The 13,295-nt window shown below is 66.2% G+C and carries 13 protein-coding genes; 10 read left to right on the forward strand and 3 right to left on the reverse strand.

The window, feature by feature from the left end; genetic code table 11:
* Positions 1-130 precede the first annotated feature (130 nt).
* Positions 131-1,795, forward strand: coding sequence for a TRAP transporter large permease (locus AC1DVA_RS14250; protein ID WP_442865053.1), 1,665 nt, complete (start codon positions 131-133; stop codon positions 1,793-1,795).
* Between the two features lie 13 nt (positions 1,796-1,808).
* A complete protein-coding gene (locus AC1DVA_RS14255) occupies positions 1,809-3,236 on the forward strand; it encodes a sodium:proton antiporter (protein ID WP_476806262.1) in 1,428 nt (475 codons plus the stop codon).
* 138 nt (positions 3,237-3,374) lie between these two features.
* Here AC1DVA_RS14255 and AC1DVA_RS14260 read toward each other — a convergent pair whose 3' ends face one another.
* From AC1DVA_RS14260 to AC1DVA_RS14270, 3 genes are all read right to left on the reverse strand, one after another.
* Entirely contained in the window at positions 3,375-4,385 is a 1,011-nt protein-coding gene (locus AC1DVA_RS14260) for an Lnb N-terminal periplasmic domain-containing protein (protein ID WP_476806263.1), read from the reverse strand.
* Between the two features lie 36 nt (positions 4,386-4,421).
* Complete coding sequence (locus AC1DVA_RS14265; RefSeq protein ID WP_265051681.1) at positions 4,422-6,032, reverse strand: phosphoenolpyruvate carboxykinase; 1,611 nt, start codon at positions 6,030-6,032, stop codon at positions 4,422-4,424.
* Between the two features lie 265 nt (positions 6,033-6,297).
* Positions 6,298-7,050, reverse strand: coding sequence for a HugZ family pyridoxamine 5'-phosphate oxidase (locus AC1DVA_RS14270; RefSeq protein WP_265051682.1), 753 nt, complete (start codon positions 7,048-7,050; stop codon positions 6,298-6,300).
* Between the two features lie 141 nt (positions 7,051-7,191).
* On the opposite strand from AC1DVA_RS14270, the gene AC1DVA_RS14275 reads away from it, so the two are divergent.
* From AC1DVA_RS14275 to ahcY, 8 genes are all read left to right on the forward strand, one after another.
* Entirely contained in the window at positions 7,192-7,893 is a 702-nt protein-coding gene (locus AC1DVA_RS14275; protein WP_265051683.1) for a response regulator transcription factor, read from the forward strand.
* A gap of 131 nt (positions 7,894-8,024) precedes the next feature.
* Positions 8,025-9,764 (forward strand): stimulus-sensing domain-containing protein, encoded by a 1,740-nt coding sequence (locus AC1DVA_RS14280; protein WP_476806326.1) that lies wholly within the window; start codon positions 8,025-8,027, stop codon positions 9,762-9,764.
* Between the two features lie 7 nt (positions 9,765-9,771).
* Positions 9,772-10,236 carry an HPr kinase/phosphorylase gene (locus AC1DVA_RS14285; RefSeq protein ID WP_476806264.1) on the forward strand — a complete coding sequence of 155 codons (465 nt, stop codon included), beginning with the start codon at positions 9,772-9,774 and terminating at the stop codon, positions 10,234-10,236.
* Between the two features lie 109 nt (positions 10,237-10,345).
* Positions 10,346-10,747, forward strand: coding sequence for a PTS sugar transporter subunit IIA (locus tag AC1DVA_RS14290; RefSeq protein WP_265051685.1), 402 nt, complete (start codon positions 10,346-10,348; stop codon positions 10,745-10,747).
* Positions 10,748-10,771: 24 nt separating this feature from the next.
* Positions 10,772-11,086 carry an HPr family phosphocarrier protein gene (locus AC1DVA_RS14295; RefSeq protein WP_442864887.1) on the forward strand — a complete coding sequence of 105 codons (315 nt, stop codon included), beginning with the start codon at positions 10,772-10,774 and terminating at the stop codon, positions 11,084-11,086.
* Positions 11,083-11,349, forward strand: a complete 267-nt coding sequence (locus AC1DVA_RS14300) for a DUF4258 domain-containing protein (RefSeq protein WP_476806265.1) — start codon at positions 11,083-11,085, stop codon at positions 11,347-11,349. The genes AC1DVA_RS14295 and AC1DVA_RS14300 overlap by 4 nt, the downstream gene beginning before the upstream one ends.
* Positions 11,346-11,543: a DUF2283 domain-containing protein gene (locus AC1DVA_RS14305; RefSeq protein WP_265051687.1), complete on the forward strand. Its 198-nt coding sequence runs from the start codon at positions 11,346-11,348 to the stop codon at positions 11,541-11,543. The genes AC1DVA_RS14300 and AC1DVA_RS14305 overlap by 4 nt, the downstream gene beginning before the upstream one ends.
* Before the next feature lie 109 nt (positions 11,544-11,652).
* Complete coding sequence (gene ahcY / locus AC1DVA_RS14310) at positions 11,653-13,047, forward strand: adenosylhomocysteinase (RefSeq protein WP_265051688.1); 1,395 nt, start codon at positions 11,653-11,655, stop codon at positions 13,045-13,047.
* Positions 13,048-13,295 lie beyond the last annotated feature (248 nt).

A 13,295-nucleotide genomic window follows, 5' to 3' on the forward strand; every position in this document is an offset into this window, starting at 1 on the left:
CATGCTCGCTCATCGCCTCTCGCGCGCCGCCGGCCTGCTGCTCGCGCTCACGATCCTCGCCTTCTTCAGCCTCCACACCGGCGACGCCTATGCGGCGGGCGGCGGCATCGGCGACTTCCTGCGCGTCAACATGGCGCCGGTGATGTTCGCCGCCCTCGTGGTCTTCCTGCTGCTCGGCTATCCCGTCGCCTTCGCGCTGGCCGCCAACGGCCTGCTCTTCGCGCTGGTCGGCATCGAGCTCGGCCTGTTCCAGGAGAACTTCCTGCAGGCGCTGCCGGAACGCATCTACGGCACGATGAACAACGACGTGCTGCTGGCGATCCCGTTCTTCACCTTCATGGGCCTGATCCTCGAGCGCTCCGGCATGGCGGAAGACCTGCTCGACACCATCGGCCAGCTCTTCGGGCCCGTGCGCGGTGGCCTCGCCTATGCGGTGATCTTCGTCGGCGCGCTGCTGGCGGCCACCACCGGCGTCGTCGCGGCGTCCGTGATCTCGATGGGCCTGATCTCGCTGCCGATCATGCTGCGCTACGGCTACGACCGGCGCCTTGCCTCCGGCGTCATCGCGGCCTCGGGCACACTCGCCCAGATCATTCCGCCCTCGCTCGTCCTGATCGTGTTGGCCGACCAGCTCGGCCGCTCCGTCGGCGACATGTATGAGGGCGCCTTCATCCCCGGCCTCGTGCTGGCCGGTCTCTATGCCGGCTATGTCTTCATCATCACCATGATCGCGCCTTCGCGCGCGCCGGGCCTGCCGCCCGAGGCGCAGACGCTGCGTGACGCCGATGGCCAGACGCGCCGGCTCTCGCTGCTCGTCATCACCATCCTCTCCTTCGCCATCGCCTACGCCTATATGAAGCTGTTCACCAAGGTGACGGCGGGCTCGGACTTCGTTGTGCTGACGATGTCGATCGCGGTCGGCGTGTCCTTCGTTATCGCGCTGCTCAACAAGCTTCTCGGCCTCAAGCTGCTCTCGCGCATGGCCGAGCAGGTGGTGTTCGTGATGGTGCCGCCGCTGGCGCTGATCTTCCTCGTGCTCGGCACGATCTTCATCGGCGTCGCCACGCCGACTGAAGGCGGCGCCATGGGCGCGGCGGGCGCGATCCTGCTCGCCTGGGGCAAGAAGCGGATGACCTTCGACCTGCTCCGGCAGGCGGTCGAATCGACGGCCAAGCTCTCGTCCTTCGTGCTCTTCATCCTGGTCGGCGCGCGCGTCTTCTCGCTGACCTTCTACGGCGTCAACGGCCATGTCTGGGTCGAGCATCTGCTAGTCGGGCTGCCCGGCGGCGCGACGGGCTTCCTGATCGTCGTCAACGTGATGGTCTTCCTGCTCGCCTTCTTCCTCGACTTCTTCGAACTCGCCTTCATCATCGTGCCGCTGCTCGGCCCCGCGGCGGAGAAGCTCGGCATCGACCTGATCTGGTTCGGCGTCATCCTCGGCGTGAACATGCAGACCTCGTTCATGCACCCGCCCTTCGGCTTCGCCCTGTTCTTCCTGCGCTCGGTCGCGCCGAAGAACCCCTACAAGGACAAGGTTACCGGCAAGATGATGGAGCCCGTCACCACCGGCCAGATCTATTGGGGCGCCGTGCCTTTCGTGGTGATCCAGTGCATCATGGTCGCGCTGGTCGTGCTCTTCCCGCAGATGGTCATGCACTATAAGGCCTCCGCCATTCAGCTCGACCAGAAGGCGATCGACAAGCAGTTCGACTCGATCCAGATCCCCGGTCTCGGCGGTCCGGGTGGCTTCGACTTCAACGCGCCGCCGTCGATCGGCGCGCCGCCCAAGCCGTAAGGCAGGCTGCGCCATGGGGGCTGTCGTCGGTCGAGGGGTCGCCGCGATCCTGGTCGCCGCCTCGGCGATGGCGCCTGCCAGTGCCTGGGCGGCGGGCGATATCGGCGGGGCGACGATGGGCGGCGGCTGGGCACTGCCCTTCGCCGGCATGCTGCTCTCGATCGCGCTCGGTCCCGTGCTGTTCCCGCATCTCTGGGAGCTGCACTACGGCAAGTTCGCGGCCTTCTGGGCCCTGCTCACGCTGGTGCCGCTGGTGTTGCTGCGGGGGCTCGATCCTGCTCTCGGGGCGCTGCTCCATACCGCGCTGCTCGACTACGTTCCCTTTATCATCCTGCTCTTCGCGCTGTTCACGATCGCGGGCGGCATCCTGATCTCCGGCAATTTGCACGGCACGCCGCTGACCAACACGGTGCTGCTCGCGATCGGCACCGTGCTGGCGAGCTTCGTCGGCACGACGGGCGCCTCGATCATCATGATCCGGCCGGTGCTGCGCGCCAATGACGCCCGGCGCTTCAACGTCCATGTCGTCGTCTTCTTCATCTTCCTCGTCTCGAACATCGGCGGCTCGCTGACGCCGCTCGGCGACCCGCCGCTCTTCCTCGGCTTCCTGCGCGGCGTCGACTTCTTCTGGACGACGACGCATCTGTTCCCCGGGACCGGCTTCGCGGTCCTCGTGCTGCTGGCGCTGTTCTACGCGCTCGACAGCTGGTTCTTTCGCAAGGAGGAAGGTGCTCCGAAGCTCAAGGACCCGACGCCGGACCGGGCCATCAAGCTCTGGGGCAAGGTCAATATCCTGCTGCTGGGCGGCGTCATCGCCGCGATCCTGATATCGGCCAACTGGAAGCCGGGCGTCGCCTTCACCGCGCATGGCGTGCCGGTCGAGGGGCAGAACCTGCTCCGCGATGTGATCCTGCTCGTTCTCGCAGGCCTCTCGCTCCGGCTGACGCCGAAGCCGGTCCGCGCCGGCAACGAGTTCAGCTGGGGGCCGATCAAGGAGGTCGCCAAGCTCTTCGCCGGCATCTTCGTCTGCATCATCCCGGTGCTGGCGATGCTGCAGGCGGGCCGCGAGGGCGCCTTCGCGCCACTGGTCGGCCTCGTCACCAACGCCGACGGCAGCGCCAATACCACCGCCTATTTCTGGCTGACCGGTGCGCTCTCCTCGTTTCTCGACAACGCGCCTACCTATCTCGTCTTCTTCGAACTGGCGGGCGGCGATGCCAGGGAGCTGATGACCAGCGGCGCTCTGACCTTGGCGGCGATCTCGGCCGGTGCCGTCTTCATGGGCGCGAACAGCTATATCGGCAATGCGCCGAACTTCATGGTCTACGCCATCGCCAAGGACCGCAAGGTCGCGATGCCCAGCTTCTTCGGCTACATGCTCTGGTCGGGCGCGATCCTGATCCCGCTGTTCGTGGTGCTGACGCTGCTGTTCTTCCACTAGGCGAGGGGCGTCATCCCGCACGCGCCGCAGCATGCAATGCTGCTGCGCAGATGCGGGACCGTCCTACGGAAAGGGGCGCCTCTTTCTGCGCGCGGTCCCGTGTCTGCGCGCCGCAGCGCGCACGGGAAGACAGCGGCGTTATGGCCGCCCGGCCGGAACGCCTTCCCTGATCTTCGCGGAGAACAGCGGGTCGTCGAGCGAGAGCGTGCGCGCGTGGTCGCCGATGCGGGCAAGGCGCACGAGCTCGTCGAGCGGGATGTCCTGCCGGATCGCGCCGATCTGCTGGAGATAGCCCGGCAGATATCCGGAGAGCAGGACACGCGGATCGAGCGGCAGCGAGAATTTCCAGCCCGGCGCGACGCTGCCGACGAGGTGGTAGACCACGGTCGTGCAGTTGGTCGTCAGCGTATTGTACCAGCGCGGCTTGGCCGCGAGGTCGTTGATATCCGCGATATAGGCGAGCAGCAGGTCGCGTGCCTGTGTAGCAGAGGCGCTGAGGCGGAAGAGGCGGGCATCCTCGCGCCGGGCATGGGTGCGCAGCCCGACGATGTCGCGCTCGTCTGCGGCCACATAGGCCATCTCGTAGCTGCGGAAGAAGCCGGCGAGAGCGGACCAGTCCTCGCCCCTCTCGCGGCGCACCTCGATCGAGAAGGTCAGCGGCACCGAATCCGAGAAGGTGAAGCTGACCAGGAGATGCGCGATCGCCTCGCCCGACCAATAGGTCAGGAAGACGTCGGCGCCGGTGATCGCTGCGAAGTTGTAGCGGCGCGTCTCCCAGCGCTGGTCGTAGTCCTCCTCCGTGCGCCAGCGGAAATGGCGCAGGTTCGAGACGGTCAGCGCATCGCCCTCGCGCGCGATTGTCGGTAAACGCGCGAGTTCGGGAATCCAGTCGCGGTCATGCGAGGGCTGGAAGCTGTTCCACCAGGAGAGCAGGCCGACGAAGACCATGACGAAGCCGAGCGGCAGGCGCGCGTCGCTCGTCCAGACGCCGATGAGGCCGGCCAGTGCCGCGATGCCGAAGCCGATCGCCGCGACGATCGCCATCGCGCCCGAAAGGCGGAACAGCAGGAAGCCCGCGCCCCAAAGCGCTGCGGCGAGGATGGCGAGGGTCAGGAGGAGCTTCAGCACAATGAAAAAGAGGCGGCCCATGGCCGCCTCTCGTAGCACAGGTCGGACGCCTTGGCGTCAGGCCGCGAGGTAATTCGTCGGTGCCGCCGCCTTCACCGCATCGTCGACATGGTCCTCGAACTTGGCGAAGTTCTTGGCGAACATGCCGACGAGGTTTTTAGCGGTCTCAGCGAAGGCGGCTTTGTCGGCCCAGGTCTTCACCGGGTAGAGGATGTGCGGCTCGACGCCGGGCACCGAGCTCGGCACCGCGAAGCCGAAATACGGATCGCGGCGGAAATCGGCGCGGTTGAGCGAGCCGTCGAGCGCAGCCGAGAGCAGGCGGCGCGTCACGCGGATCGGCATGCGCCGGCCGGTGCCGTATTGGCCGCCGGTCCAGCCGGTATTCACCAGCCAGCAATCGACATGGTGCTTGTCGATGAAGTCGCGCAGCAGATTGGCGTATTCGGAAGGGTGCCGCGGCAGGAAGGGCGAGCCGAAGCAGGTGGAGAACTCGGGCTCGACGCCGGTGAGGCCGCGCTCGGTGCCGGCAACCTTGGCGGTGTAGCCGGAGAGGAAGTGATACATCGCCTCGGCCGGGGTCAGCTTGGCGATCGGCGGCATCACGCCGAAGGCGTCGGCCGTGAGCATCACGATGTTCTTCGGGATGCCGGCGCGGCCGGTGCGAGAGGCGTTGGGGATGAAGTCGAGCGGATAGGCCGAGCGGGTGTTCTCGGTCTTCGACTGGTCGTCGAAATCGACCTCGCGCGTCACCTTATCGAGCACGACGTTCTCCAGCACCGTGCCGAAGCGCAGCGAGGCGGCGTGAATCTGCGGCTCGGCCTCGGCCGAGAGGCGGATCGTCTTGGCGTAGCAGCCGCCCTCGAAGTTGAAGATGCCTTCCTTCGACCAGCCATGCTCGTCGTCGCCGATCAGGGTGCGGTCGGGATCGGCGGAGAGCGTCGTCTTGCCGGTGCCGGAGAGGCCGAAGAAGATCGCGGAATCGTCCTTGGGGCCGACATTGGCCGAGCAGTGCATCGGCACCACGCCCTTGGTCGGCAGCACGTAGTTCAGATAGGTGAAGACCGATTTCTTCATCTCGCCGGCATAGGCGGAGCCGCCGATCAGCACGATCTTGCGGGTGAAGTCGATGGCGATCACGGTCTCGCTGCGGCAGCCATGGCGCTTCGGATCGGCCCGGAAGCTCGGCAGATCGACGATCGTCATCTCCGGAACGTAGGCGGCGATCTCGTCGCGCGCCGGGCGGATCAGCAGGTTGCGGATGAAGAGCGAGTGCCAGGCCATCTCGGTATAGACCCGCGCCTTGACGCGGTGAACCGGGTCGGCGCCGCCATAGAGATCCTGCGCGAACAGCTCCTTGCCCTCGGCATGGGCCAGGAAGTCGGCGAGCAGGGTCTCGAAATGCTCGGGGCTCAGCGCATTGTTGTTGTCCCACCAGACGGTGTTCTCGGTCAGCGCGTCGCGCACCGTGAACTTGTCCTTGGGCGAGCGGCCGGTATGCGTGCCGGTGTCGGCGCAGAGCGCCCCGCCGCGTGCGAGCCGGGATTCGCTCCGGCTCAGCGACTCCTCGTAGAGCTGTGGCGCTTCGAGATTCCAGTGCACGGCCTTGAGCTTGCGGAAGCCGAAGCCCTCGGCACCATGGGCGGCATTGAACTGACCGATCGTGTCCACTGAATTCCTCCAAGGCCGGCCGTTGCTGTGGGCGGCCCATTGTCGAAACGAATACGCCGGGCCGGCGGAAGGCCCGGGCGTCGAGGCGGAGGCCATGAGGCCTTGCCCGGTCTTTAGAGCCATGATGCCTCAGGCTCAAGTCATTGGAAAAGCCCGGCCTCTTCGGATGTTTTGCTAAATCGATTGAAAGTCGACTGTGGTAAATCCCCGGATCGTGCCGGGCGGGCATGATACGGTCGGCGACCCGCCTTGGCCCACGGCACCGTCAGGCGGCCTGCGCCCGCGCCTTGCCTGCGAGTTCTCCGAGAATCCGGCGCAGGGCCCCAGGGCCGTCGACGGAGGCAGGGAAGGGCAGGCGCAGCGCGGCGCTGCCCAGCGCCATGTCGAGTCCGTCCGGGTCGAGGCCGATGGCGCGCCAGTTGCCCGCCTTCGCGCCGAGAAGCCGCGTCGCATAGAGCCCTATCGCATCCTTGTGATCCTCGTTCATGTGCTCGACCGCGCCTTCCTCGACATCGGCGAGGGCGGCCGCATGGGCCGGATCGCTCATGAGATCGGCGGGGGAGGGCGCATAGGCCCGGGCGAAGCCGCCATTGAGACTGACGCCCTCGATCGCCAGGGCAAAGAAGCTGAAATCGGGGAAATCGGCGTAAAGCGCGGATTTCGGCTGGCGCGCCAGATAGCGGCGGCGAATGCGGACGCCCTCCGGTGCCTCGCGGTCGATCTTGCGGGCGCTGACCTTCAGGGTGAGGCGGGCATGGGCGAGCGGGTCGCCCTTGCCGCCGGGCGAGATCAGCAGCGAGGCGCGGGGATCGGCGGCGAGGTTGCGGGTATGGGCGGCGAGGCCTGAGATCAGGATGACGGGCGCGCCGTCGATGTCGGTGGCGAGCCCGACCAGGCTCGCCGAGGGGTAGCCGTCCGGCCCGATCGTGGCCAGCGCGGCCGAGCGCGCACCGCGCAAGAGCCCCTTGGCCTCGCCGCGAACGGCATCGTCCATCGGCTGGATCACGTCTTTGGCCATGGAACCTCTCTTCGGTTTTCGGCTTGTGATACGGGGACATAGGCAAATCGCCACGCTCGGGCTAGATTGCCGCCACGCTTTGGCCTCTCTCGCACGAGAGTGAGCAGATTTATTGCAACGAGCCGAAGAGGCCTTTGACTTATGCCAACGATTGCGCTGGTCGACGACGACCGCAACATCCTGACGTCGGTTTCCATCGCCCTCGAAGCGGAGGGCTATCGCATCATGACCTATACGGACGGCGCCTCCGCTCTCGACGGGCTGAAGCAGAACCCGCCCGACCTCGCGATTTTCGACATCAAGATGCCGCGCATGGACGGCATGGAGCTGCTGCGCCGCCTGCGCCAGAAGTCAGACCTGCCCGTGATCTTCCTGACGTCGAAGGACGAGGAGATCGACGAGTTATTCGGCCTGAAGATGGGCGCCGACGACTTTATCCGGAAGCCGTTCTCGCAGCGCCTGCTGGTCGAGCGCGTCAAGGCCATCCTGCGCCGCGCCGGCGCCAAGGACGCGACCGCGACCCCACGGGCCGAGGACGCCAAGGCGCTGGAGCGCGGCCTGCTGCGTATGGACCCCGAGCGCCATACCTGCACCTGGAAGGGCGAGCCGGTCACGCTCACCGTCACCGAGTTCCTGATCCTGCAGTCGCTGGCGCAGCGCCCCGGCGTGGTGAAGAGCCGCAACGCCCTGATGGATGCGGCTTATGACGACGAGGTCTATGTCGACGACCGCACCATCGACAGCCACATCAAGCGCCTGCGCAAGAAGTTCAATCAGGTCGATGTCGATTTCGACATGATCGAGACGCTCTACGGCGTGGGCTATCGCTTCAAGGAAGTCTGAGGCAAGGAAGGCTGGGGATTCGCACCGCACCAGGTGCGTGACAGCTCTCGAGCGGGAAGCAAGCCGCAGCCATGGCAACCGTCGACAACGAGGCTCGTGTGTCATCGCCCGCCGCCGGCTGGCGCGGGGCGATGCGCCGCCGCTTCGGCCTGGCGTGGCGGCGCATGGCGCGCGCGGTCTCGGCGCGGGCCGCCTCGAGCCTGACCCGGCGCATCCTCGTCCTCAATCTCGGCGGCCTCGTCGCGCTGCTGCTCGGCTTCCTCTATCTCAACCAGTTCCGTGAGGGCCTGATCGAGGCCCGCGTCCAGAGCCTGCTGACCCAGGGCGAGATCATCGCCGGCGCGATCGCCTCCTCCGCCACCGTCGAGATCGACTCGATCGCCATCGATCCCGACAAGCTGCTGCAGCTCCAGGCCGGCGAGAGCGCCGGCATCGCCGAGGATCCGCTCGATTTCTCGATCAACCCGGAGAAGGTCGCGCCGCTGCTCCGCCGGCTGGTGACGCCGACCAAGACCCGCGCGCGGGTCTACGACAAGGACGGGCTGCTCACCATCGACTCGCGCAGCCTCTATTCGCGCGGCGACGTGCTGCGCCTCGACCTGCCGCGCGTCGGCGAGCCCGACGAGCCGCCGCTGCTGGAGCGCACCTGGAACATGCTGCGCAACCGGCTCGGCAAGGCCGATGTCCCGACCTATGACGATTTCGAGAACGCCAACGGCAGGTCCTATCCCGAGGTCGCCCGCGCCCTGAACGGCGCCCCGGCAAGCGTCGTGCGCGTCAACACGCGTGGCCAGACCATCGTCTCGGTCGCCGTGCCGGTGCAGCGCTTCCGGACGATCAAGGGCGCGCTGCTGCTCTCGACGCAGGGCGGCGACATCGACGCGGTCATCGCCTCCGAGCGCTTCGCGATCTTCCAGGTCTTCGCGGTGGCGGCAGGCGTGATGATCGTGCTCTCGGTCCTGCTCGCCGGCACCATCGCGGAGCCGATCCGCAAGCTGGCCGACGCGGCCCAGCGCGTGCGCCGCGGCGTCAAGTCGCGCGAGCAGATCCCTGATTTCAGCAGCCGTCACGACGAGATCGGCCACCTCTCCGGCACGCTGCGCGACATGACCAAGGCGCTCTACAGCCGCATCGAGGCGATCGAGAGCTTCGCCGCCGATGTCGCGCATGAATTGAAGAACCCGTTGACCTCCCTGCGCAGCGCCGTCGAGACCCTGCCGCGTGCCAAGACGGAGGATTCGCGTTCGCGCCTGCTCTCGGTGATCCAGCATGATGTGCGCCGGCTCGACCGGCTGATCTCCGACATCTCCGACGCTTCGCGCCTCGATGCCGAGCTCGCCCGCAACGATTCCGCGCCGGTCGATGTCGCCCAGGTCCTGGAAGCGGTGGTGACGATCCAGAACGAGACCCGCCGCGAAGCGCAGGCCAGGATCGAGCTGACCAGTGATCGGCGCAGCCAGCGCCCGGGCGGCGATTCCTTCGTCGTGCTCGGCCATGATTCGCGGCTCGGCCAGGTCATGGTCAATCTCATCGACAACGCCCGCTCGTTCTCGCCGCCGGACAAGCCCGTGCGCGTCGTGCTCTCCCGCGTCGCCAACGACGTGCTCGTCACGATCGAGGATGAGGGACCGGGCATCGAGCCGCATGCCCTGGAGCGCATCTTCGAGCGCTTCTACACCGATCGCCCGAATGAGGGTTTCGGCCAGAATTCCGGCCTCGGCCTCTCGATCTCGCGGCAGATCATCGAGGCCCATCGCGGCTCCATCCGGGCGGAAAACCGGCTCGGGCCGGTTGGACCGGATGGCGAGGCACCCCGGATCGGCGCCCGCTTCATCGTCTGCCTGCCAGCGGCCTATACGCATGCCGCCTGAGACATCCGTGGGCTCGGGATCGAATGCCGGCAGTCGGGTCCACGCGACCGTGGTCGCGATCGGCGAGGCTGGCGTGCTGATCCGTGGCGCTTCCGGCAGCGGCAAGTCCTCCGTGGCTCTGGCCCTTGTCGGCCTCGCCAGCCAGTCCGGCCGCTTCGCGCGGCTGGTCGCCGACGACCGCGTGGCGCTTGCCGCGGGCGGTGGCCGATTGCTTGCCCGCCCGGTCGCACCGCTCGAGGGTATCGTCGAGCGGCGCGGCCTCGGCCTGACGCCGGAGCCTTTCACCGGAGCGGCTGTGGTCAGGTTGCTCGTCGACCTGATCGGCGAGGAGCCCGCGCGCATGCCGGAGCCGGAAGAACTGGTCGACAATCTCGCCGGCATCGACCTGCCGCGGCTGCGGGTCTTTGGACGCACAGGTGACGAGCGGCTTGTGCTCGCGGCTCTCGACTTATTCACAGAGCCCGGCCCGTAGCCGCGATTTTGACAAGTTTAACGGCTGGCACCTTGCGATTATCTCGCACCTGCCGCATAAACCGCGACCTTGTCCGGGCGCCGATGGGCGCTCTCCGGTGCTGGATTGAATGATCGGACTGGTCCTTGTGACTCATGGGCATCTGGCGACGGAATTCCGCGCCGCGCTCGAACACGTCGTCGGCCCTCAGGCGCAGCTGGCGACCATTGCCATCGCTCCCGATGACGACATGGAGAGCCGCCGCCGCGACATCATCGCCGCCGTCGAGCAGGTCGAGAACGGCAGCGGCGTCGTCATCCTGACCGACATGTTCGGCGGCACGCCCTCCAATCTGGCGATTTCGGTGATGGAGCCCGGCCGCGTCGATGTGGTCGCCGGCGTCAACCTGCCGATGCTGATCAAGCTGGCCAGCGTGCGCGAGGAGAAGACCCTCGACGAGGCGGTGACCAGTGCGCAGGATGCGGGCCGGAAATACATCACGGTCGCCAGCCGCGTGCTGGCCGGCAAGTAGGCGGGCGCGATCGGGGAGGGCGGCTTGGACGAGGATTGTGACTGCCCCGAAGTCGAGATTCCCGCCGGGGCCCTCTACGGCGAATTCGAGATCGTCAACAAGAAGGGTCTGCACGCCCGCGCCACGGCGAAATTCGTGCAATGCGCCGCCCGCTTCGATGCCGACATCACGGTGAGCCGCTGCGGCGAGACCGTAGGCGCAACCTCGATCATGGGCGTCCTGACGCTCGGTGCCGGCATCGGCTCGACGATCACCATCGTCGCCAAGGGCACGGAGGCGAAGCCGGCCCTCGACGCGCTTGCGGCCTTGATCGCCGACAGGTTCGGCGAAGGCGAATGACGCGAGCTGCGACGGGCGCAGCTTTCGAGTTCACCAACCATGCCCTGGCCATGATGGCGGAACGCTCCATCGAACGCGCGTGGGTGGAGCTCACCGTGCTTGAACCGGATCAGGTCGAGCCCGATCTCCGCAATCCCGAAGTCACCAGAGCATTCCGGACCTTGCCAGAGCGCGACGGGCGCGTGTTGCGTGTGGTATACCGGCGAAYCGATACCCATTTTCGCATCATCACGATGTTTCTCGATCGAGGTCGCGGCAGATGAGAACGACCTATGACGCGCAGGTCGATGCGCTTTATGTGCGGTTTGCCGAAAGCAAGATCGTTGAAAGCGAGGAAGTGCGGCCGGGCATCGTTTTCGACTTCGACGATGCGGGGCGCATCGTTGGTGTCGAGATTCTCGATGCGTCCGAGCATCTGGCGAAGGACGCCGACCTGTCGCATCTCAGCGCGGCCTGAACCTTCGCGAAGATTGATATAAAGACATCTTTATATCTTTGATTGCCTTCCGCTCCGGTCGCTGCTAGAGAACCGCCCACGTTTCAGGTGGCAGGATTGGAGCTCCCCCGTGTCGGATTACGTCGTCAAGGACATCGCGCTTGCGGATTATGGCCGCAAGGAAATCAACATGGCCCAGGACGAGATGCCGGGCCTGATGGCCGTCCGTGCCGAGAACAAGGGCAAGGCCCCGCTCAAGGGCGCCCGGATCGCCGGCTGCCTGCACATGACCATCCAGACCGCCGTGCTGATCGAGACGCTGAAGGAACTCGGCGCCGACGTCCGCTGGTCCTCCTGCAACATCTTCTCGACCCAGGACCACGCCGCCGCCGCGATCGCCGCGACCGGAACCCCCGTCTTCGCCATCAAGGGCGAGACGCTGGAGGAGTACTGGGAGTACGTGCTGAAGACCGCGACCTGGGGTGACGGCGGCACGCCGAACATGATCCTCGACGACGGCGGCGATCTGACCATGCTGATCATCCTCGGCGCCGAGGCCGAAGCCGGCAACGCCGCCTTCCTCGACAAGCCGGGCAATGAGGAAGAGACGATCTTCTTCGCGCTGATCAAGCGCCAGCTCAAGGCCAATCCGGGCTGGTTCACCAAGACCCGCGCCGCGATCAAGGGCGTCTCCGAGGAGACCACCACCGGCGTGCACCGCCTCTACGAGCTCGCCAAGGCCAGCCGCCTGCCGTTCCCGGCGATCAACGTCAACGACAGCGTCACCAAGTCTAAGTTCGACAACCTCTATGGCTGCCGCGAGTCGCTGGTCGACGCCATCCGCCGCGGCACCGACGTCATGATGTCGGGCAAGGTCGCGGTCGTCGCCGGCTATGGCGACGTCGGCAAGGGCTCGGCCGCCTCGCTGCGCCAGGCCGGCTGCCGCGTCCTCGTCACCGAGGTCGATCCGATCTGCGCCCTGCAGGCCGCGATGGAAGGCTATGAGGTCGTGACGATGGAAGACGCTGCCCCGCGCGGCGACATCTTCTGCACCGCCACCGGCAACCTCGACGTCATCACCGTCGACCACATGCGCGCGATGAAGCACCGCGCCATCGTCTGCAACATCGGCCACTTCGACTCGGAGATTCAGGTCGCCGGCCTGAAGAACTTCAAGTGGGACAACGTCAAGCCGCAGGTCGACGAGATCGAGTTCCCGGACGGCAAGCGCATCATCCTGCTCTCGGAAGGTCGCCTCGTGAACCTCGGCAACGCCACGGGCCATCCGTCCTTCGTGATGTCCTGCTCGTTCTCGAACCAGACGCTCGCGCAGATCGAGCTGTGGAACCACCACGCCAAGTACGAGAACAACGTCTACACCCTGCCGAAGCACCTCGACGAGAAGGTCGCGGCGCTCCACCTCGACAAGGTCGGCGCCAAGCTGACCAAGCTCAACGACGCCCAGGCGAAATACATCGGCGTGCCGCAGTCCGGCCCGTTCAAGCCCGAGCACTACCGCTACTGACACGCGCCAAGGCGCGATGTTGCCAAGGCCCGGCTCTCGCCGGGCCTTTTTTTATGGCTGTGCTTTTGCTGATTCACTTGGCGGGACGCTACTAATTGTATGTCGGCGACCCAATGAATCTACCTCTTGATATTTTTCGATGACGGCCGAGTGCCGCCTCAAAATCTCTCCGTTTACCGGCGATTAAGCACTTCCTGACGGACTCCAGCGATGATTAGAGTGGGACTGATTCGGGCTTCCGCCATGGT

The sequence above is a fragment of the Allobosea sp. P4_C6 genome (genome assembly GCF_056402015.1).